At 39.9% G+C, this 21777-nt stretch carries 16 protein-coding genes; 14 read left to right on the forward strand and 2 right to left on the reverse strand.

From position 1 onward, the window contains the following. Positions 1 to 15: 15 nt before the first annotated feature. From DC53_RS10030 to DC53_RS10020, 3 genes are all read left to right on the forward strand, one after another. Complete coding sequence (locus DC53_RS10030; RefSeq protein ID WP_007375523.1) at positions 16 to 972, forward strand: porin; 957 nt, start codon at positions 16 to 18, stop codon at positions 970 to 972. Positions 973 to 981: 9 nt separating this feature from the next. Then, positions 982 to 2451: an SLC13 family permease gene (locus DC53_RS10025; RefSeq protein WP_033029852.1), complete on the forward strand. Its 1470-nt coding sequence runs from the start codon at positions 982 to 984 to the stop codon at positions 2449 to 2451. A 180-nt stretch (positions 2452 to 2631) separates the two neighbouring features. Continuing rightward, positions 2632 to 4050 (forward strand): coniferyl aldehyde dehydrogenase, encoded by a 1419-nt coding sequence (locus tag DC53_RS10020; protein ID WP_033029856.1) that lies wholly within the window; start codon positions 2632 to 2634, stop codon positions 4048 to 4050. 62 nt (positions 4051 to 4112) lie between these two features. Here the strand turns inward: DC53_RS10020 and DC53_RS10015 are convergent, their stop codons facing one another. Beyond that, positions 4113 to 4838: a tetratricopeptide repeat protein gene (locus DC53_RS10015; RefSeq protein ID WP_007375520.1), complete on the reverse strand. Its 726-nt coding sequence runs from the start codon at positions 4836 to 4838 to the stop codon at positions 4113 to 4115. Positions 4839 to 5415: 577 nt separating this feature from the next. On the opposite strand from DC53_RS10015, the gene DC53_RS10010 reads away from it, so the two are divergent. From DC53_RS10010 to DC53_RS09980, 7 genes are all read left to right on the forward strand, one after another. Beyond that, positions 5416 to 6279 (forward strand): DUF6279 family lipoprotein, encoded by an 864-nt coding sequence (locus DC53_RS10010; RefSeq protein WP_007375518.1) that lies wholly within the window; start codon positions 5416 to 5418, stop codon positions 6277 to 6279. 161 nt (positions 6280 to 6440) lie between these two features. Further along, positions 6441 to 7469 (forward strand): XdhC family protein, encoded by a 1029-nt coding sequence (locus DC53_RS10005; RefSeq protein ID WP_033029858.1) that lies wholly within the window; start codon positions 6441 to 6443, stop codon positions 7467 to 7469. Continuing rightward, positions 7463 to 8077, forward strand: a complete 615-nt coding sequence (locus tag DC53_RS10000; protein ID WP_007375516.1) for a nucleotidyltransferase family protein — start codon at positions 7463 to 7465, stop codon at positions 8075 to 8077. Before DC53_RS10005 ends, DC53_RS10000 begins: the two co-directional genes overlap by 7 nt. Positions 8078 to 8179: 102 nt before the next feature. Continuing rightward, positions 8180 to 8668, forward strand: coding sequence for a (2Fe-2S)-binding protein (locus DC53_RS09995; protein WP_007375515.1), 489 nt, complete (start codon positions 8180 to 8182; stop codon positions 8666 to 8668). Positions 8669 to 8680: 12 nt separating this feature from the next. Continuing rightward, positions 8681 to 10972 carry a xanthine dehydrogenase family protein molybdopterin-binding subunit gene (locus tag DC53_RS09990; RefSeq protein ID WP_007375514.1) on the forward strand — a complete coding sequence of 764 codons (2292 nt, stop codon included), beginning with the start codon at positions 8681 to 8683 and terminating at the stop codon, positions 10970 to 10972. Between the two features lie 95 nt (positions 10973 to 11067). Beyond that, the gene (moaA, locus tag DC53_RS09985; protein ID WP_007375513.1) at positions 11068 to 12039 is read left to right on the forward strand and encodes a GTP 3',8-cyclase MoaA; all 972 of its coding nucleotides are present in this window, start codon (positions 11068 to 11070) and stop codon (positions 12037 to 12039) included. Between the two features lie 414 nt (positions 12040 to 12453). Then, entirely contained in the window at positions 12454 to 13452 is a 999-nt protein-coding gene (locus DC53_RS09980) for a GGDEF domain-containing protein (RefSeq protein WP_007375511.1), read from the forward strand. A 30-nt stretch (positions 13453 to 13482) separates the two neighbouring features. On the opposite strand, the gene DC53_RS09975 is transcribed toward DC53_RS09980, so the two are convergent. Continuing rightward, the gene (locus DC53_RS09975; protein ID WP_007375510.1) at positions 13483 to 14421 is read right to left on the reverse strand and encodes a LysR family transcriptional regulator; all 939 of its coding nucleotides are present in this window, start codon (positions 14419 to 14421) and stop codon (positions 13483 to 13485) included. A gap of 119 nt (positions 14422 to 14540) precedes the next feature. Between DC53_RS09975 and DC53_RS09970 the strand changes: the two genes are divergently transcribed. From DC53_RS09970 to DC53_RS09955, 4 genes are read left to right on the forward strand one after another with little or no spacing between them, the layout of a single operon-like run. Further along, entirely contained in the window at positions 14541 to 15710 is a 1170-nt protein-coding gene (locus DC53_RS09970) for an efflux RND transporter periplasmic adaptor subunit (RefSeq protein ID WP_033029860.1), read from the forward strand. 9 nt (positions 15711 to 15719) lie between these two features. Continuing rightward, positions 15720 to 18872, forward strand: coding sequence for an efflux RND transporter permease subunit (locus DC53_RS09965; RefSeq protein ID WP_007375508.1), 3153 nt, complete (start codon positions 15720 to 15722; stop codon positions 18870 to 18872). After that, positions 18865 to 20277 carry a TolC family protein gene (locus DC53_RS09960; RefSeq protein WP_033029863.1) on the forward strand — a complete coding sequence of 471 codons (1413 nt, stop codon included), beginning with the start codon at positions 18865 to 18867 and terminating at the stop codon, positions 20275 to 20277. The genes DC53_RS09965 and DC53_RS09960 overlap by 8 nt, the downstream gene beginning before the upstream one ends. 10 nt (positions 20278 to 20287) lie before the next feature. After that, the gene (locus DC53_RS09955) at positions 20288 to 21316 is read left to right on the forward strand and encodes a zinc-binding dehydrogenase (RefSeq protein ID WP_033029865.1); all 1029 of its coding nucleotides are present in this window, start codon (positions 20288 to 20290) and stop codon (positions 21314 to 21316) included. The last annotated feature ends 461 nt before the right edge of the window (positions 21317 to 21777 follow it).

Below are 21777 nucleotides of genomic sequence, written 5' to 3' on the forward strand. Positions count from 1 at the left end.
TAATTAGGACGCACAATGATAAAAACAACACACCTATCTACTTTGCTTATACCCCTGAGTAGTTTAGCAATATTGCCCAGTATTACTTTAGCCGCTGATTATACCGTTTACGGTAAAGCAGAAGTTCAAATCGCAAATACCGACACTGGTATTATGCGCTACGCCAAAGAAGGTACGCAAATTGAAGCGCCTTTTTCTCGTATTGGTATAAAAGGTCAGCATAAATTAAATGAATACTTAAGTGCAGTTTTTAAATACGAAGTACAGGTGAAGGGCTTTGAAGAGGATGATACAGAAGAGCCCTTTACAGCACGTAATACTTATTTGGGTCTAAAAGGGGCGTTTGGTGAAATCGTTATAGGTAGAAACGATACGCGCTTTAAATACTCCGAAGGAAAATTAGATAACTTCAATGAAACCCAAGGTGATATGGCGCAGGTAATTGCTGGGCAAGATCGGCTTGGTGATACGCTTACATACACATCTCAATATTGGTCTAATGCTCAGTTTTCGTTTACCTATGCTCCAAAAGACGATAATAAAAATAACAAAGCAGGGTTTGCAGCGACGCTAATCTACGGTGACCGTAATTTAAATAATACACCTTATTACGTCTCATTAAGTAGGGTTGATTCTTTGAACAATATTACAGCTAGCCGAATCGTGGGCGTGTATAAATTTGAGAAATTACAGCTAGGTGCACTGTACCAACATTCGGAATCAGTTGATGAGACTAAGTCAGGCAACGGTTATGTATTAAGTGCAAGTTATACAATTGATAAATGGGTTCCAAAATTACAATTTGCTAAAGATGACTCTGCAATTCGTCAAGAGTCAAAAGCGATTCAGTGGAGTACTGGACTTGACTATGTCTTTGACAAGCAAACCACAGCGTATCTTTTGTATACCGATTTAGATCTCCAAGAAAATGCGGATAATAGTGTCGCACTTGGTCTCAAGTACAAATTTTAAGGGCAAATTATGACTCAGAAAATTATAAAAAACGAGCCAGTGAAAAATACATTAACGCAAAAAATTATATTATGGCTTGGCCCTGCTGTAATGCTATTAACGTGCTTGATAGACCCTCCTAGTGGTATGTCTGGTCTTGCATTTAAAACCGCAGGGTTAGCTTTTTGGATGGCATCGTGGTGGGTTAGTGAAGTTGTGCCAATACCTGCAACATCATTATTGCCACTTGTTATATCGCCGATTGCTGATATAGCACCTATAAAAAGTACCGCAGCGCCTTATGCGCACCCCTTAATATTTTTATTTTTAGGTGGTTTTTTGATCTCCATTGCGATGGAACGTTGGGGGCTACATAAACGGATCGCGTTAACGACGATGCTTTATGCGGGTAAAAAGCCGAGTTTACAGATTTTAGCCATGATGTTGGTGACAGCATTTTTATCTATGTGGATGTCAAATACTGCAACGACAGTAATGATGCTACCAATTGCACTTTCAATCATACACTTAGTGAGCGAATCAAACTCAGAGGATGATGGATTTGCTAAAGCACTTTTGTTATCTATTGCATATGGTGCGAGCATTGGAGGAATTGCAACACTAATAGGTACACCGCCGAATGCCTTAATGGCGGCCTATTTGTCAGAAAGCTATCAAATCGAAATAGGGTTTGGTCAATGGATGCTTGTTGGTGTTCCGTTAGCAATTGTTATGTTGATAGTATGTTGGGTTTGGCTCACAAAATTCAGCTACAAGGTTGATGAAAAAACAGAACATTTACACGACAGTAAATCTGTTTTTATAAAAGAACTGACGACCCTTGGTCCTTTGCAGCGTGCTGAAAAAGGGGTGTTTTATGTGTTTGTATTAGCCGCTCTTTGTTGGGTTTTTAGACCTTTACTCGCTGATTTTTATGGACTTAAAATTTCAGATACAGCAATAGCAATAGCGGCTGCATTGTTATTATTTGTTTTACCAGCCAATAAAGGCAGTGATGAACGAATTTTAGATTGGGTGAGTGCATCGAAAGTACCATGGGGAGTACTATTATTATTTGGAGGAGGGTTATCACTCGCTTCGCAAATAAAATCATCTGGCTTAGCACAATACATTGCGCATTTAATTGAAGGTGCAAGCGCAATACCTCTGGTTATGGCTGTATTAGTGGTTGTTGCGTTAATTACATTTTTAACCGAAATAACCAGTAACACGGCTACTGCCGCTGGTTTTTTACCTCTTTTAGGCCCTGTTGCGGAAAGTATTTTCGGATCGCCTTTAGTTTGGGTTATTCCAGCAGCTATTGCATGTAGCTGTGCGTTTATGATGCCAGTGGCAACACCACCAAATGCAATTGTTTTTGGCTCGGGAAAAATACAAATACGAGATATGATAAAAGCAGGGTTTATGCTTAATATTATTGCGATAATTTTAATTACATTAGTGACGATGACTATTGCAGCAAAAGTATTTAATTTTTAAACAAACTTAAACTTAGCTTATAGCTATCTCAATATGAGTCGTTTTGCCTATCATCTCAGTGCTGGGCAAAACGACTCTTAATGCTTACTTGTTTGGCTATTATAGCTAAATTAGTGTGATTGCTCGAAAAACAGTTCAGGGTTATTATCTGTAGTAACTTTGAAAATTGAGTAACCTACTTTGACCACTGACACTTCTAATACAGTTTCTTTAACCACACAGTTTGATGGGTTACAAGATGCCTTTCTAAGTACGCCTTATTTACCAATCAATAAACGTATTACGTTGCTAAAAAATCTCCGATTACGAATTGTTGAACTTGAAGAAGAGCTAGTCGATGCAGTTTCAAAAGATTTTGGCTACCGAACGGCATTTGACACTTTACTTGGCGACATTCTGCCTACAGTACAAACAATTGCGCATATAATAAAAAAATTGCCTAACTGGTCTAAACCAAGTAATCGTGCGGTAGGTTTAAGTTTATGGCCTTCAAAAGTCAGTGTAACTTATCAGCCTAAAGGGGTTGTTGGTGTTATTGCACCGTGGAATTACCCTATTCAATTAGCCATAGTACCTGTTGTAACAGCGATTGCCGCAGGTAATAGAGTGATGTTAAAACTGAGCGAATTTACACCACACACAAATGTGGTACTTGAAAAATTATTTAGCGACGAAATACAAGAGCACTGCAAAGTAATTCAGGGCGGCAGTGAGGTTGCAAGTGAGTTTTCATCGTTGCCATTTGCTCACTTATTGTTTACGGGCTCAACTGCGGTGGGTAAATTGGTGATGGCCTCAGCGAGTCATAACTTAACACCAGTAACACTTGAACTTGGGGGGAAGTCACCCGTTATTATTACCGAGCAGGCTGATATTAAAAAAGCAGCGCAAACGTTACTATTTGGGAAAATGGCTAACGCTGGGCAAATATGTGTCGCACCCGATTATGTATTGGTACCACAAGCACTTGAGCATCAGCTCATTCAGCAATTATGTGAGCTTTATAAAAAGCATTTTAAAGAGGGTGTTGAAGGTAAAAACTTAACATCGATTATTAGCGATGCACATTACAAGCGTTTAACGGGTTATTTAGCGCAAGCACAAGAACTCGGTGCAACGATTGTAAAACCGCTTGAGCAAAACCAGCAAGATGCAGAAAAACACCGTATGGGGCTGCATATTGTTACACAGGTAAGCGATGAAATGCAGCTCATGCAGGATGAATTATTTGGCCCTATATTACCAATAATGAGTTATAACAAACTTGACGATGCTATTGATTACATTAAACAACATCACCATCCATTAGCACTTTATATTTTAGGGCAAGATAAATCTGCTCAAGACTATATTATTAAGCAAACACTCAGCGGTACAGTTGCTGTTAATGACACGCTAGTGCAAGTTACAGCAGATGATGTACCATTTGGTGGTGTTGGGCACTCAGGTATGGGTCATTACCATGGTAAAGAAGGATTTTTAACCTTTAGCCATGCTAAAAACACGCTAGTTTCAGGTTCATTTAATCCGCGAGTTGGTATGTTACTCAAGCAAAGTAACGTGCTTATAAAGCTTTTAAAGTGGCTTTATATTAAGTAGGTGTGGCTTCAGATGAAAAAAGCTGAACTATGGTAATAGTTCAGCTTTAGTGAATATAAAGATTAGAACAATCGGCCTTCACCTGCATATGTACCAGCTAAAATTTTGGTATAAATAGCGTCCGCTTTTTCTTTAGCTTCCTCAACTTCTTTAGGTAGCATTTTTCGTTCATCGAGCTTTCGGCTATGGCTTGCTTGCATATTACCGTTGTATTCAGCAATAGTATTCCAAATGTATGACTTTTCTAAGTCTTTTGGCATGCCTAAACCTTCAAAATACATGAGCGCTAAGTTAAATTGCGCTAGTGAGTAATTATTAGCGGCTGCTTTTTCGTACCATTTTTTTGCAAGTTCAAAATCGTGGCTAACGCCATCACCATTCGCGTACATAACACCAAGATTAAACTGCGCAGCGGGTAAATTTTTATTGGCTGCTTTTTCAAATAAGTTTAATGCCATTTGTTTATCTAACTTAACGCCTTTGCCTTCATCATATAACACCGCTAATGCAAACATAGAGTCTACATGGTTTTTCTTAACACCTTCTTGATAAAGTTGAGCGGCTTTACGGTAATCGCGAATTACACCGTAACCCCCTTCATATAACTTCGCGAGTTCATATATTCCAGGTGCATAACCTTTATCAGCAAGGTATTCAAACTCTTTCAGGGCTTCTTCAAAGTAACCTTCATTAGCTGCTTTAATGCCATCTTCGAGCCCTGCATGGGCAAAAGGGCTTGTAAGCAACACGCTAGCAAGTATTAAAGTTTTTAAATTAAACTGTGACATATTCATGTCTCCAATTAGTAATCGTTGCAATATGTATTAGTCAAACGTCATTTTATTACAAATTAATGCGCTAAATAGACTGTCGTAACGTTTAAATGTGAGTGCAAAAAGAAGTGTCTACTGTTATGTTTTACGCCAGCTTTTATATAAACGCAAGATACAGTGCTTCTAGTTTGGCTGAATATGTAATGTATAGCTCAAAACAGAGTTTTTTTGCATGAAGTAAATTTATAAGTGGTGTGTAAGATACAGATATTGCAGAAAATTTAAAGAAATAAAAAAAGCCCGTTAGGGCTTTTTTGAGTCATATCAACCGTCACTAATATGAGCAATGTAGCAAGTAATTGTGATCTTGAGTGCTGACTACTTGGGTCGAGTAAGTAGCAAACACGAAGCGGCACAGTCTTCTTAATTAAATATCAGCATCCTTGCTGTAACTTCTTCCTTAGGCACTGAGGTCGTTACACTGTGTTTATGCGAACGATTATCACTTGTAATAGAATGCAAGTCAATGGTAAATGATAATTATTATCAAATGAATTTATTTAATAACAATATAAGTTAAAAAAGGAATGGGATGCTAAACAACACTAAAATGAAAAAATTCAAACATGTAGGCGTCGCTATTAGCATGTTGTTTTTATGCAGTTGCTCTGCCTCATTTACTTATAATAATTTAAGCTGGCTTTCATCGTTTTGGGTTGATGATTATGTTGATTTAAATAAACAACAAAACAAGCAACTAAAAAAAATTATCGAAACAACACAGCATTGGCATAGGTCAACGCAGTTACCAGCATACAAACAAGATATACAAAATATAAAAACCTTGTTTAACGAAGGTTTAAAACCCGTTCGGCTTAAAGAACACGTTGTTTTTGCAAAAAAACATTGGCGAAATTTACTTGAATTCGCTTATTTGCCTTTGGCTGAATTAGGTGAAAATTTAACGCCTTTACAGCGCAAAACATTCATAAATAATATTCAAGAAAAAATTGATGAAGAACGCGATGAACTTAACGAGCAAACATTTATAGCACGTAAAAAAGATCGTTTAGAAGAACAATTAGAATATTACGAGCAATGGCTCGGAAAACTTAATGCTGAGCAAAAAATACTAATTAAACTGACCAACGATAAACATCAGGACTCAAGTGAGCTGTGGCTCGAATACAAACAACAGCGTTTAAATGCTGCTAAGCAAGTATTTGAAAGTGAAAATTTAACGCAATCTGAGTTTATTGAGCAATTAAGCACGGTTATAAAAGAGCGTGAATTATATATGAGCCCAGAGCTGCTTAAAATTAATGATGAAAATCTTAGTTTATATGTAAATTTATTAAATGAGTTAAATACCACTTTAAGTGATAAACAACGCGAAAATGTAAATGAACGTTTTGATGAGCTAATCGACACATTGGATGATATTATTGAGGGCTAAAACATTAATAATCAATCACTTTGCTATAAAAGTGTTACATAAGGTTACGGCAAAGTAAGGTTGCTGTTCAATTTTTGTAGTTGTTTAAACGAATCTAAAAATTGTCACGTAAAGTGGCAGTAATCATCGGCACACACGATGATTTTTTAAGGTAAAAGTGTATGGTTACTGATTTAAAAAATATATTAAATAGCTGGGAGCCTCTCAAAGATAAACAAGAGTGGGTTTTAGCCACTTTGTATCAAATAGAAGGTTCTAGTTATCGTAAGCTAGGCGCAATGATGCTTATTTCGAGTTTAGGGCAGCGTTTAGGTATGCTCTCTGGTGGTTGCCTAGAGGCTGACATACAGCGACATGCTAAGCAAGTAATGAGCACGTTAACTAGTAAAACGATAAGTTACGATGCAACAGATGAAGATGATTTAACATTTCAGTTAGGTATTGGATGTGGCGGTATAGTGCATATTTTACTTCAGCCAATTCATAAGGCTAACGAGTATTTGCAGCTTGAACATATGAGAAAAGCACTTAACGATAATATAGCGGGGCACTACCTTCAACAAGTGACCCCTATTATACCCAGTGGCTGTGGTGAATTTGCTCTAAACGCAGAGCAACAAGGTTTATCAATTAATCGAAAAGCTCAACTGATTGAAATTAATGATGCAACGTTTTTAGATATTTCTATTTACCCTGCGCCTCATATACTTATTGTAGGAGGTGGGGCAGACGCGGTGCCTGTTTATACACTTGCTAAACAACTTGGTTGGAGTGTAACCGTATGGGATACGCGTCCAGCAAATGCTAAAAGGCAGTACTTTACAAATGCTGATGCTATTTTACGTTCTAAGCCAAATCAATTACGTGAGTATTGTATAGAAAACAAAGTGGATGCCGCTGTTTTAATGGCCCACAGTGTTGAGCTTGATGCTAGTGTGCTTTGCAAACTCGCTGATATAACATTTAAATACATAGGTTTACTTGGCCCTAAACATAGACGGGCGCAAGTGCTAACGCAGGCGAATACTTCGCTAGAGAAAGTAAAGTCACCTGTATTTGGTCCTGTAGGCTTAAATCTAGGCGGCGACTCACCGGAGAGCATTGCACTTTCACTCATTAGCGAAATACACGCCGTGTTTTCAAATAAAAATGCCACCTCATTGAGTAACTGGGGAAATGAAAAGTGTTAATCGCTAAGGTGATATTAGCGGCGGGGCAGTCATCACGGTTCAATGGTTGTAAGTTAACTGCCGATATTGGCGCAGGCCAAACGATGATTGAACGTGCGGTTGATGTTATACAAGCACTTGATAGCTCACCTGTATTTGTCGTCACGGGTGCATGGCATAAAGAAGTAAAAAACACGCTCGAAAATAATAAAAATATTAAGCTGATTGAAAATAAACAATGGGATAAAGGTTTAGGTGATTCTATTGCGACAGCCACAAAAGCTATTTTAAAAGATCAGCAGCCAGATGGTATTTTATTTATGCTTGCTGATCAGGTTGAGCTTACTACAGATCATTTGAGTGAATTAGTTGCAAATTTTAAAAAGCATCCTGCTCGTTGGTGCGCTAATTACGGCGAGCGTTTAGGCGTGCCTGCGATATTTCCTAACGTTGATCTATCGAAGCTTAGCGACTTAACTACAGATAAAGGTGCGCAGCATCTACTGCGTTGCAATGATGAAGAAGTTAATACTGTTAATTTAAAATGTGCGAGTTTGGATATAGACACTCAAGCGCAACTCCATGAGTTTATAGAAAAACGCTGTAAAGTATTTTCACGACAAAAGTAATGAGTAAGGTCAGTAATTACATTTTTTAATAGTTATAGTAACTCTTTAAGCTATACGAATAACTTAAAGAGTTGCTATAAAAGCTTAATCAAGGGGCAAGCTATGGTGACGTTTACAATTAATGGCAAGGTGATTGAATCACACGCGAGTGAAGATACACCGTTGTTATGGGTTATTCGTGATGAAATTGGACTAAAAGGGACAAAATTTGGTTGTGGTATTGGGATGTGTGGTGCGTGTACTGTGCACTTAGATGGACAAGCTACGCGTTCGTGCTTGTTACCTGTAGGCGCTATTGCGGGCAAAAAAATTACTACCATCGAAGGATTAAATAACGAACACCCACTGCAAAAGGCATGGGTTGACGAACAAGTCCCACAATGTGGTTACTGCCAATCGGGTCAGATAATGCAAGCAGCTACATTACTGGCAACGAACCCAAATCCCTCTGAAGACGAAATAGCCAACTATATGAACGGCAACTATTGCCGTTGTATGGCATACAAACGCATTAAAACAGCGATTCAACGAGCGGCTGATGAGTCACAAAGTGTTGTCAATATTTTTGATCCAAACGCACAAGACGCTTAACTGGAGCTAATAATGAAAAAATTATTTCAAAAAAATAGTGAAACCGTTAATTTAAACCGCCGTTCGTTCATGATTGGTACTGCAAGCGCAGGTTTGGTTATGGCGTTTGCTCCAGCATTTTTTTCGGGCTCGCTAAGCGCTAAAGAATCAATAGCTCAGCAAGCATTCTCTCCTACAATTTGGTGGACAATGAACACCGAAGGTGGCGTTGAAGTAAGCATTGCAAAGGCTGAAATGGGTCAACATATAGGCACTGCATTAGCGCGTATAGTTGCAGATGAGCTGGAATGTGATTGGGAAAAAGTATCAATTACGTATGTAGATACCCATGAAAAATGGGGTTATATGGTAACTGGCGGTTCGTGGTCGGTTTTTCAAAGCTTTAAACCACTATCCCAAGCAGGTGCCGCTGGTAGAATTGCGCTAATAGAAGCAGGCGCAAAAATGCTGGGTGTGGCTGTGGATACATGCCACGCTGAAAAAGGGTATATAATCTCTGGCGATAAATCTGTTAGTTATACTGATTTAGTTAAAAAAGGTGAGTTTAATCGTACTTTTACAAGTGAAGAAGTTGCTACTTTACCACTAAAACCTGCCAATAAACGTCATTTAACAGGGCTTAAACAAGATTTTAAAGCGCTTGATATACCAGCTAAAACCAATGGTACTGCTGTGTATGGTATTGACGTAGAAGTTGAGGGGATGCTCTATGCTCGTCCAGTAATTCCGCCAACACGGTTTGGCAGCAAAGTGATAAGTGTTGATGACACAGCAGCAAAAGCGATTAAAGGGTACAAAGGTTATGAGATTTTAACCGACCCGAGTAATACGGTAGAAGGGTGGGTTGTTGTACTTGCTGATAACTACCCCAGTGCCATTAAAGCGGTTGATGTACTAAAGGTTAAGTATAAAAAAGGTAACGCAGCAAACGTAACTGAGTCTGATATTCAAAAAGAGGGTATACGTTTGTGTGAGCAAACCGATTCAGGCACTTTATTTGTTGATGAAGGCAATATTAAGAAAACGCAAAGCGATGCCAAAGAATTACTTGAATCAATGTATACCACAGCGACCGCTAGCCATTACCAATTAGAGCCTTTAAATGCCCTTGCTCAGTATAAAGATGGAAATTGGATTATCCATACCGGTAATCAATGGCAGTCGCTAACACTACCTGCGATAGCTAAAGCACTTGAAGTAGCGCAAGAGAAAGTGATTATTCGCCCTTATTATTTAGGTGGTGGCTTTGGTCGTAGATTATTTGGTGATTGGACTGTACCCGCAGCCCTTACAGCTAAAGCAGTAGGCAAACCTGTAAAACTTGTATTTACTCGAGCTGATGACAGCTTATTTGACCAATCACGCTCAGCTTCTGTTGCAAAAATGACAGCATCGTTTGATAAAAACGGCGTTTTCACGGGCTTAGAACATGCTTTTGCTGCGGGTTGGCCAACCAAAGCAATGGCACCGGGGTTTTTATCCCCAGGTGTTGATGGAAAAGGCAAGTTTGACGCGTTTTCTGCATCGGGTGCCGATCATTGGTATAGCATGAACAGCCATCGCGCAAGAGCCATTAATAATGAGCTTGTACAAAGCACATTCATTCCAGGATGGTTACGCTCGGTTGGGCCAGGTTGGATTGCGTGGAGCCTTGAATCGTTCATTGACGAGGTTGCACACAAACAGGGGAAAGATCCTGTTGCTTTTCGCCTTGAAATGCTAGATGCAAAAGGCAAGCAAGCAGGTAAAGCACCAGAGAGTATCGGCGGGGCAGCACGCTTGCATAACGTACTTACAAAAGTATCTGAAAAAGTAGCCAATATTAAGTTAGGTGAAAGTGAAGGTATCGGCTTTTCAGCGAGCTCAGGGCAAGAACGTACAATGCCTGCATGGATTGCTACAGCGGCACATGTGCATGTAAATCGTGGTAATGGAAAAATTACCCTTAAAAAGCTGTATATTGTTGTTGATGCAGGTTTAATAGTTCATCCTGATGGCGCGTTAGCGCAATTAGAGGGGTCTGCACTTTGGGGAACGAGCCTTGCGTTGCATGAATCAAATACGTATCAAAATGGACAGGTTTCAGCGACCAACTTTAATACTTACTTACCACTTAGAATGAAAGATGTACCGGATATGGATATTGAATTTATACAAAGTGACGAGTTTCCGGTTGGTTTAGGTGAGCCGGGCGTTATTGGTATCGCCCCCGCGATTGGTAATGCCGTGTTTAATGCGGTTGGCGTTCGTTTACGAAACCTACCTATGAAACCAGATGAGCTTAAAAAGGGCTTGTCAACATAAAACAGTAAAAGCAGTATATGTGTAAGAGGTTTGTATTTTAATGCGACCTCTTTAACATGTAATAAATATACTTAAGTTATACCCAAGGTTTAGTTATGTTAGTCGATCCAGCAGGACGAGAATTTAGTTACTTACGTTTATCAATTACCGACGTGTGTAATTTTAAGTGTGTTTATTGTTTACCAAATGGTTATCAATGTGACCACGACCGAGACTTTCTTTCGCTTAACGAAATAAGTAATACAATTAAAGCATTTGCTCATCATGGTATTAAAAAGGTACGTATTACCGGCGGGGAGCCAACGCTTCGAAAAGACTTTATAGATGTCATCCGCGCAGCAAAAGACACAACTGGTATAAGTCAAATCGCCGCGACCACAAATGGTTTTTCTTTACAAAAAAACATTAATGATTGGGTAAATGCCGGCTTAAGTGCCATTAATGTGAGTATTGATAGCTTTGATCCACGTATGTTCAACTCAATTACAGGGCACGATAAATTTGCGTCTGTGATGCGTGGTATAGATGCAGCGGTTGATAGCGGTATTTCGTCAGTAAAAATAAATAGTGTACTGATGAGACAATATAACGCCTCAGAGCTAGACACCTTTTTAAGTTGGCTTAAACACCGACCTGTCACTATTCGTTTTATTGAATTGATGCAGACAAACGATAATAAAGATTTTTTTGATGCAAACCATCTCTCAGGTGAATCAATAAAAACCAAGTTATTGCAAAAAGGGTGGCAACGTATCATTCAAGGTGCTTCAGCCGGCCCCGCGCAAGAGTTTTCGCACCCAGATTATCAAGGTAATATTGGCTTAATAATGCCCTATAGCAACGACTTTTGTAGTACCTGCAATAGATTAAGGGTGTCTTCGTTAGGTAATTTACATTTGTGTTTATTCTCTGAAGAGGGCATCTCTCTAAGAGAGCATATGAACAGCGATTCAAACGAAGCGTTAATCGCATTGTTATCGCGCTATATTAAAACTAAAAAGCCATCCCACTTATTGCAACAAGGTAATACGGGTATTACGACTAATTTATCGATGTTGGGTGGCTAGCTGATTTTTAAGTATAAATAAGCCCGCAGCAATAAAGTGTTTTTTTATTACTATGGAAGGGCGATTTAATCGCAGCGTGAAGTTTGCGAATTTGGTAACAGTTTCTGCGTTACTTTCCTTGTTACATCTATGTATGCAACAAGGAATAAATCGCTCTTAGGATGAGCCAACTGGCTGCGCGTGTTTGGTATTTATGTTGCGGTATCGCCTATTGATGGGGAATAACCACACTACATAGGCTCTGCCTTCCCTAAAAACCAAACACACTGCTGCAAATTCACCCACCAAAGGTCAACACGCCCTAACTTAACTTACTAAAAACAGTACTAATACTCAGAATTTTATATTTGTAAAGCTTGTTATCTCTATTTTTCACGTTAAACTGGATTTTTATTTCATTATTAAGTTTTATGAATGGATATCGCAGCTCTTAATAGTACTAAAGTTCTGAGATGGAATGTACTTAGGTGGATGTGCTTCTGCTTTGGCAGCTTATCTGCAATCTTTTCTGCCTTTAATTTAACAGTAAACAACTTTTATACACTTGGTTATTTAGAAATATGTTTTTCTTTATATTGTTTGTACACTTTTATTCGCTTAGGTAAACAAGCGCTTCAAGCTTGGCAATCGATTGTAATGTGCGCGCTTATTACATTAATAGTGGTGTTTGGAACTTACATAGCAACGCCTAAAAATGGTGTATTCATTTGGTCATTTGCGCTCCCCATTTTGTATTATCTTCTGCTTGGTAAATACGCAGGGGTAATTTTATCAGCGTCCTTACTTAGTCTGCAAAGTATTATCTTATTCGAAAAGTCGCCATTGCTCCCCTTTACCACATTTAATCTAAGCTTAAATTTATCACTCACGTACATAAGTATATGGGCAGTGTCACATATTTTTGAAGTGAGTAGGGCACATTCTTCTAAACGATTAAAAAACTTAGCATTACTTGATCCATTAACAGGAGCAGGCAATCGACTTTCAATGAGCCATTATTTTGAAGTGGAACTACAAGATAAATCTCAACTTTTTTTGTTTTTATTAGATTTAGATTTTTTCAAACAAGTGAATGATAAATATGGTCACGATGTCGGCGATAAAGTACTCGTAGAAATTGCTGCATTGTTAAGAGTGACTCTCGCTAAAGGGTATGTATTTAGAGTAGGAGGCGAGGAGTTTGCACTTCTTAGCTCATTCAAAAACGCTGATGATGCGTTTGCCGCTGCAGAAAAACTAAGATCGATAGTTGAAACCACTAATATAGACATTGACGGTAAAGTGATTAATTTAACCATCAGTATTGGGGTAACTGAATACAAAAATGGTCAAACTCTTCTTGAATTTGTGAACTTAGCAGATAAAGAACTCTATAAAGCAAAACGCCTTGGGCGCAATAAAGTATATGGTTAACGTATTGAAGAAAACTCTACTCAACTTGGTTTAATACATTTGTTCAAAGTTAGGAATGCCATTTTCCCAAATTGGTTTATCTTTTCCTAAGTACTCTCGGACCGCATCAAAAAACAATCGCGTTCGCACAGGTAAGTCACGATGTGGGTACACAGCATACATAGCACTGTATTCCATCAATTTTATATCCGTTAAGAGCGGAATTAATTTACCTTCGGTGATTTCATTGCCAATTATAAATGCGGGTGCTACAAAATAGGCCGTGCCTGAAATTGCTTTCATTAGGAGTACTTCCGCATCGTTTGCACGATATACGCTCTTTATTTTTTGCTCACAAGGCTCACCTTTACTATTGTAGTAATCGACTCCTTCAACCCTTATAGAATTGCTAGCATAGCTTGCTGCGGGCAAATCTGCTAAATCTTCCATTGTTTTAGGCATCCCATAAGTCTCTATAAACTCAGGTGCTGCGACAATCAATAGTCGGTTACGCGCAATTTTACGAGCAATAAGCGATGAATCTTTTGGCTCGCCAACTCTAAATGCTAAATCAAAGCCTTCGGACACAATATCAACGAGCCTATCATCTAAACGAAGTTCTACCTCAACCTGAGGAAAGCGTTTTTGAAAATTATTCAGTACCGGTTGCAAGTAACGGCGTCCGATCAAGGTTGATGATGTGATTTTTAATACGCCTCGGGGCTCTAAATGGTAGTTTTCAGCCATGCGCACTGTTTCACCAAGCAGCTCTCTTAGCTCAGCGGCTTTTTTTATCATTTCTGCGCCTGCAGCAGTGAGTGAAAATGAGCGAGTCGTGCGATTAAGTAGCCTAACGCCGAGTTCGTCTTCTAAGCGACTAATTTGCTTAGAAATAACAGAACGGTCAATATTACGAATTTCAGCCGCTTTGGCAAAGGAGCCTTGTTCTACCACCTCAAGCAACATCAAAAGCCGACTTGTCGTATCCATTATTACATCCTAATTAATTTATTGATGCCATTTTGGCACTAATGAATTTAAAAATCTATGCTTTTTGTCCGCAAGCTTAATACGTACTATGCAACACTAATTATAAAAGGAGCGTCTTCATGAAAAAACATTTAATTGCTGCTGCACTCGCTGGCGCATTATTAACACTTGCGGGTTGTGCTGACGAAAGCACACCACCTTCAGCTCAGGCGCAACATCTTCAACCAATTGATGTTGCAACGGTACTTGTTAAACCAGTACAGAGTTGGCACACCTATACAACGCGTTTAGAGTCTCCTCAAGAAGTGGCATTAATGCCGCGTGTGTCAGGTGTTATTGATCACATTGCATTTAATGAAGGCGACAATGTTAAAAAGGGCGACCTATTATTTAAGTTAGACGACCGCCCATTTGCGGCTGTGGTAGCCAGCCTTGAAGCACAAATTAACAGTGCACAAGCTGCATTAGAGCAAGCAAAAAGTGAAGCTAAACGCGCGGTACGTTTAACACAGCGTAAAGCAATCTCTACTGAGCAGGCTGAATCTCGTACATCTGTTTTACGCCAACGTGAAGCACAGCTTGCTGCTTTGCGAGCACAGCTTACATCAGCCGAACTAGATTTAGAATTCACTTCAATTGTATCGCCAATTGATGGTGTTATTTCGCGTGCAAACATTACTAAAGGCAATAATATTATTGCGGGTCAAAGTGTATTAACAAGTATTGTTTCTAATGAAAAAATGTATGCATACTTTGATATTGATGAACGCACTTGGAATAGTGCTTTTAGTAATGTAACAGCCGCTAGCCGCCAGCCTGTTGTTATGCAAAAAGTAGGGCAACACGACTTTGCATACAAAGGGTATATCAACTTTATTGATAACCAAATTAATGCCTCTACAGGTACTTTGCGTGTGCGCGCTGTATTTGACGAAGATAATAACCAACTTCGTTCAGGGTCATTTGCGCGTATTAAATTAGCGGCTAATTCAATTAGTGAACAAATTATTGTGCCAGACAGAGCAATCGGCACTGATTTAAAAAATCGCTTTGTATTAACCGTTGGCGAAAACAACGTATTGCAGTACAAATTAGTCACTGTGGGTGAGCGTTATGGTTCGCTTCGCGCAGTAACATCGGGTTTGTCTGAAGGTGATGTGATTGCCGTAAATGGTCCAGCTCGCGTAGGCCCAGGTATGCCAATTGCACCAAACACAGTGACAATAGACAGCAGTGATGTTGCATTCACACTCTCTAATGACGAATCACGCTTAGTGGCTAAGCAATAAGGTTTATTGATGAAATTTTCACACTTTTTTATTCAACGGCCGATATTTGCGGCTATGTTGTCTTTAGTTATTTTAATTGCAGGTGGCATTTCTTTATTTCAGCTACCGGTCAGTGAATATCCAGAAGTTGTTCCACCAACAGTAGTTGTAACAGCAAGTTACCCCGGTGCTAACCCAACGGTTATTGCTCAAACAGTGGCAACACCACTGGAGCAAGAAATAAACGGCACTGAAAACATGTTGTACATGTTTTCACAAGCAACCAGCGATGGGCGTATGACCCTAACGGTAACATTTGCATTGGGTACCGATTTAGACCGTGCTCAAGTACAAGTACAAAACCGTGTAAACAGTGCATTGCCGCGTTTGCCAGAAGAAGTACAACGTTTAGGCGTGGTAGCCGAAAAGTCATCACCGGATCTAACCATGGTGGTGCATTTATATTCGCCAGAAAAAACACACGATACCGCGTATTTATCTAACTATGCCGATTTGTATGTTAAAGACGAAATTGCACGACTACCTGGTGTAGGCGACATTCGCTTATTTGGTGCGGGCAAATACTCAATGCGGGTGTGGTTAAACCCAGATGCATTAGCAGCACGTGAGCTAACAGCAACCGATGTTGTAACTGCGCTTCGTTCGCAAAACCAACAAGTGGCCGCAGGTAGCTTAGGTGCTCAGCCGGTATCAAACGACAGCCAATTCCAAATACTATTAAATGTGAAAGGGCGTTTAAATAGTATTGAAGAGTTTGAACAAGTAATTATTAAAGTAGGCGATGAAGGTCAGTTAACACGTTTATCTGATATTGCACGTGTTGAATTAGGGCAAGATACTTACTCACTGCGCGCAGAGTTAGACACTCAACCAGCGCTCGCAATGCCTATATTTCAGCGCCCAGGTTCTAATGCTATTGAGCTTTCGGATCAAGTGCGCGAAACCATGGCGCGTTTATCAAAAGATTTTCCTGAAGGGGTTAAATACGACATTGTTTACGATCCTACTGTATTTGTACGCGGCTCGATTGACGCAGTAATTGCAACGTTACTTGAAGCTATTGTACTGGTTGTAATTGTAGTTATTGTATTTTTACAAACATGGCGTGCGTCTATTATCCCGCTTATTGCTGTGCCTATTTCACTTATTGGTACGTTTGCTGTTATGCAGTGGTTGGGTGTGTCGATTAATACTTTATCGTTATTTGGCTTAGTACTTGCCATCGGTATTGTTGTAGATGATGCGATTGTAGTTGTAGAAAACGTTGAACGTAATATTGAGCAAGGTTTATCACCACTTGAAGCCACCCGCGTTGCTATGAACGAAGTAACCGGCCCTATTATTGCTATTGCATTGGTATTAAGTGCAGTATTTATTCCAACCGCCTTTATTACAGGTTTGTCTGGTCAGTTTTATAAGCAATTTGCACTTACAATTACAATTTCGACTATTATCTCAGCGTTTAATTCATTAACACTTTCACCTGCATTAGCAGCGCTGTTATTAAAATCGCACGATGCAAAACCAGATGCATTTACACGTTTACTAAATAAATTATTTGGTCGTTGGTTATTTAAACCATTCAACCGCATATTTGACCGTGGCGCAAAGGGCTACGAAAAATTGGTTAAAAAGCTAATTCGTCTAAGCCTAATTGCTATGGTGGCCTATGTTGCACTGGTTGGCGGTACAATTAAACTGTTTGATACCGTACCTGGTGGCTTTATTCCACAACAAGATAAGCAATACTTAGTGGCGATTGCTCAGTTACCAGACGCAGCAAGCCTTGACCGCACTGAAGATGTATTAAGACAAATGCAGCAAATTGCCTTAGATGTTCCGGGTGTTGCGCATACGGTTGCTTTTCCTGGTTTGTCGGTAAATGGTTTTACCAATAGCCCTAACAGCGGTATTGTTTTTACACCTTTAGATGCGTTTGAAGACCGCGCCGATCCAAGTAAATCTGCAATGGCAATTGCCGCGCAGCTAAACCAACGGTTTGCCGCAATTGATGAAGCATTTGTCGCGGTATTCCCGCCACCGCCAATTCAAGGTTTAGGCACAACAGGTGGCTTTAAGTTGCAAATTGAAGACCGATCAAACAAAGGATTCGAAGCGTTATTTAATAGCCTGCAAACGGTTATTGGTAAAGCACAGCAAGATCCTGCGTTAATGGGGCTTTACTCAAGTTTTCGTATTCAAGTACCACAAATGGATATAGATGTAGACCGCGAACAAGCACTAATTCAGGGTATTCCACTTGATGAAGTATTTAATGCATTACAAATTTACTTAGGTTCGGTGTATGTAAATGACTTTAACTTGTTTGGTCGTACGTACCAGGTAAATGCGCAAGCAGATGCTGATTACCGTTTAGACCCTGACCAAATCCTTAATTTAAAAGTAAGAAACCGCGCGGGTAACATGGTGCCATTAGGTTCAGTATTAACGGTTACACCAACAATTGGTCCTGACCGTGTAATGCATTACAACGGCTACCCAAGTGCAGAACTTAACGGCAGCCCAGCGCCGGGTTACAGCTCAGATCAAGCACAGCTGGCGATTGAAGCAATCCTTGCTGATAACTTGCCAAGTGGTATTGAATACGAGTGGACTGAGGTTACTTACCAACAAGTACTTGCGGGTAATACCATGGTGTATGTATTCCCACTGGTAGTGCTACTGGTATTTATGGTACTTGCTGCTCAGTATGAAAGCTTGCGTTTACCATTGGCTATTATTTTAATCGTGCCAATGACCATATTTTCAGCGCTACTTGGTGTGTGGTTTGTAGGTTCAGACAACAATATATTTACGCAAATAGCATTAATCGTATTAGTTGCCTTGGCATCCAAAAATGCGATTCTTATGATTGAATTTGCGAAAGATCAAAATGAGACTGGATTATCACATTTTGATGCCATATTAGCGGCGTGTCGTATGCGCCTGCGCCCAATATTAATGACCTCAATTGCGTTTACAGCTGGTGTTATACCGCTTGTATTGGCAACCGGCGCAGGAGCCGAAATGCGCCATGCAATGGGTAATGCCGTGTTCTCAGGCATGATTGGTGTAACCGTGTTTGGCTTATTGTTTACACCGGTATTTTATATGCTTGTAGTAAATAAAAAAGAAAAAGCGCAGGAGTTACCACATGAATAAGTTAGCAAATAAAACGCTAAAAACACGCTTAACAATAAGTACTGTATTGGTGGCTGCGTTTTTATCAGGCTGTGCGAGCAAAATAGATACGCTCAGTGAGCAAAACGCAATTAATGAGTTTGTTGCAAAAGCAGCCGTTGCTGAGCAGCTTACTGGCGCTGACGAAACAAGCTGGTGGAAAGGGCTTGAATCAAGCCAATTGAATCAGCTGGTAACTCAGGCACTTGCAAATAACTACGATTTAAAAACTAGCCAATTAACGCTTAAAAGTGCGCTCGCACGATTAGGTGAGCAAAAAGCACAATACCTGCCGCAAGGTGGCGCTGAAATTAGTGCTCAGCGCAGTGGCCTAGGCGATGTAAATAGCCGCCAATCAAGTGCTAATTTAGCGCTCGACTGGCAACTTGATTTGTTTGGGCGCATTACAGCATTGGTTGATGCGGCAAATGCATCGGCTATGAGCCAAGCAGAGCAAGTACGTTTACTTCAGATTGAAGTAGTCTCGTCGGTTGTTAAAGGGTTTGTTAGCTATCAGGGTAATGTTGAAAAACAACACATTGTAGCGCTGCAAATAGAAGCGCTTGAACAAAGCATAGACGTACTACAAGCTCGCGTTGATGAAGGTGTTGCAAGCGAACTTGATTTAAATCGTACTATGGCGCAGCTTAGACAGCAGCAAGCACTTGTTCCTGCTTTTGAATATGCAAAATATCGCGATTTATCTACGCTTGCCGTGCTTACTGGGCGTTTAACGCAAAACGTTGAATTAAGTAATGAACAAGCTATTTTAGAGCATGAGTTTGAGGTGTCTCTTAATGAGCCAAATAACGCAATTGCACTAAGACCCGATATTAGCCGTGCGCTTTATAACTTTAGCCAAGCTAACAGTTTAAGTGTTGCCGCAAGCAAAGCGTTATTGCCAGATATAAGTTTAAGTGGTTTTGCTGGAGTACTTAGTTTAGGTAGTAATGGCTTTAGTGATACACAACAACAGTGGCAAGTAGCGCCGCAGTTACAGTGGTCTATTTTAAGTTATCCTGCGCTTTTAGCGCAGCGTGACGCGCAGCAGTTTTTAAGTGAGGCCGCTTACAGCGATTATCAACAAGTGGTGTTAAGTGCACTAAGTGAAAGTGAACTTTCACTGCAATTGTTGGTCAATCAAGCACAGCAAAAACGCTTTGCCGATGAGCGTTATGACTTTGCTAATAAAGCATTTTTACAAGCACAGGCAATGTACGAAGAAGGGCAAATTCCTTATCTTGAGTTGTTAGATGCGCGTCAGGATGTTTTAATAGCGCAAGAGAACGCTGTCGATTCAAAAATTTCATCGCTACTCGCTAAAGTTAATGCTTATCAGTCATTTAACGGGCGATGGAGTTATGCTTTAAGCAACACTAAGAAGTAGAGTTATATTGATGCCTAATACTGATGTTACACATGAATACACTATACCGCACACTATGCGCGCCATTGTATTACCAGAGCCAAACGAAGAAATTAGCTTGGCTGACGTTCAATTGCCTGTCCCAGAGTGTGCAGACAACGAATTGCTTATTAAAGTTGAATACGTTGGCTTAAATCCTGTTGATGGGCAATTTGCCAAATCGGGTTTTTGTAATTGGCAATACCCCCATGTTTTAGGTCTTGACGCCGTGGGAGTGGTGGTAAAAGCAAATAAAGGCGTTTTTCCTAGCGTGGGTGAGCGGGTCATGTGGCATGCCAGTGTGGGTGGTCAAGGTGTATTGAGTGAATACGCAAAAGTACCTAACTACGCAGTATCGGTATTACCAGCAGGGTTAAGCCCTGCGGTGGCCGCTATTTTGCCTTGTGCCGGTATGGCTGCACTTATAAGCATAGACAAATTAAGTATTAACGAAGGCGACACTGTACTTATCGAAGGTGGTGCGGGGGCCGTAGGGCAGTTTGCTATTCAGTATGCTAAGCAGCGGGGGGCAAACGTTTTTGCAACTGCATCGAAAAGAAACCATAAACTGGTTAAGCAGTTAGGTGCTGAGGTGGTTTTTGATTACAACGATAAAAAGTTGTGTGACAAAATTCGCAGAGAGCTCGGCCCGCAAGGTTTTGATGCCGTTATAGATACAATTGGTGGTGAGTCAACAGCTCGTAATATTGAGTTAATGCGCTTTTGCGGCAAAATTGCATGCCTAAATCCATTGCCATGCTTTGATCAGGACCTAATGTATCGCAGAGCGCCCAATATTAGCGTGGTATCGCTTGGTGGTGCATGGCTTGCTAATAGTTTATGTGCACAACAGCGTTTAAGCTTTATGGGTAACTTATTGCTAGAAGGCGCGTGTAATGGCGATATTAAAACGCCTGCACTCACCGCAGTTGAGTTTAATGCACAGGCTGTGTCTGATGCGCTTAATAAGCAATTAGCGGGTGGCTTTACGGGTAAACAAGTTGTTCATGTAGCACCATAAGCATACGTCACTTTAAAAAACGCAGCATTTTATGCTGCGTTTTTTTATGCCTATTTTATGTATTTTGCATCCCACCAAATCGTATTTTTATTTATTAACCTGAACTTTGGTTAAGAGATTTACTAACATATTGAATCATGGTGATATTTAAATTTATTTTCTCTAGCCAGAGATTTTCAATGAAAACAAGGCGAATTTACGCGTCAATAGCTGGCCTATTGCAAGTAAATTCAACGCAGTTAGCGCTGAAAATAGCTGCTAGAGATAGATTTATTATCCAGAGTTCAGGTTTATTAGCTGTTTTATTCGTCATTTTAATAAAAACAGTTATTTTCAGCGTACAACTGTAAGCCTTTGTGTTTCAACAGTTTACGTTCAGGTAAAGAAAATAAATTGAAAAAACTGTTAATTAATTGAATAGAGTAATTGATCTAAACGATTTTTTATGACGTAATGTAGGT

Source organism: Pseudoalteromonas fuliginea (assembly GCF_000690055.1).
GTDB lineage: Bacteria > Pseudomonadota > Gammaproteobacteria > Enterobacterales > Alteromonadaceae > Pseudoalteromonas > Pseudoalteromonas fuliginea.

Coding starts and splice junctions, on each gene's coding strand:
- DC53_RS10010 (WP_007375518.1), top strand. CDS start 5,416: ATGCTAAACAACACTAAAATGAAAAAATTCAAACATGTAGGCGTCGCT.
- DC53_RS10025 (WP_033029852.1), top strand. CDS start 982: ATGACTCAGAAAATTATAAAAAACGAGCCAGTGAAAAATACATTAACG.
- DC53_RS09975 (WP_007375510.1), bottom strand. CDS start 14,421: ATGGATACGACAAGTCGGCTTTTGATGTTGCTTGAGGTGGTAGAACAA.
- DC53_RS09965 (WP_007375508.1), top strand. CDS start 15,720: ATGAAATTTTCACACTTTTTTATTCAACGGCCGATATTTGCGGCTATG.
- DC53_RS09990 (WP_007375514.1), top strand. CDS start 8,681: ATGAAAAAATTATTTCAAAAAAATAGTGAAACCGTTAATTTAAACCGC.
- DC53_RS10005 (WP_033029858.1), top strand. CDS start 6,441: ATGGTTACTGATTTAAAAAATATATTAAATAGCTGGGAGCCTCTCAAA.
- DC53_RS09955 (WP_033029865.1), top strand. CDS start 20,288: ATGCCTAATACTGATGTTACACATGAATACACTATACCGCACACTATG.
- DC53_RS10015 (WP_007375520.1), bottom strand. CDS start 4,838: ATGTCACAGTTTAATTTAAAAACTTTAATACTTGCTAGCGTGTTGCTT.
- DC53_RS09970 (WP_033029860.1), top strand. CDS start 14,541: ATGAAAAAACATTTAATTGCTGCTGCACTCGCTGGCGCATTATTAACA.
- DC53_RS09980 (WP_007375511.1), top strand. CDS start 12,454: ATGGATATCGCAGCTCTTAATAGTACTAAAGTTCTGAGATGGAATGTA.
- moaA (WP_007375513.1), top strand. CDS start 11,068: ATGTTAGTCGATCCAGCAGGACGAGAATTTAGTTACTTACGTTTATCA.
- DC53_RS09995 (WP_007375515.1), top strand. CDS start 8,180: ATGGTGACGTTTACAATTAATGGCAAGGTGATTGAATCACACGCGAGT.
- DC53_RS09960 (WP_033029863.1), top strand. CDS start 18,865: ATGAATAAGTTAGCAAATAAAACGCTAAAAACACGCTTAACAATAAGT.
- DC53_RS10030 (WP_007375523.1), top strand. CDS start 16: ATGATAAAAACAACACACCTATCTACTTTGCTTATACCCCTGAGTAGT.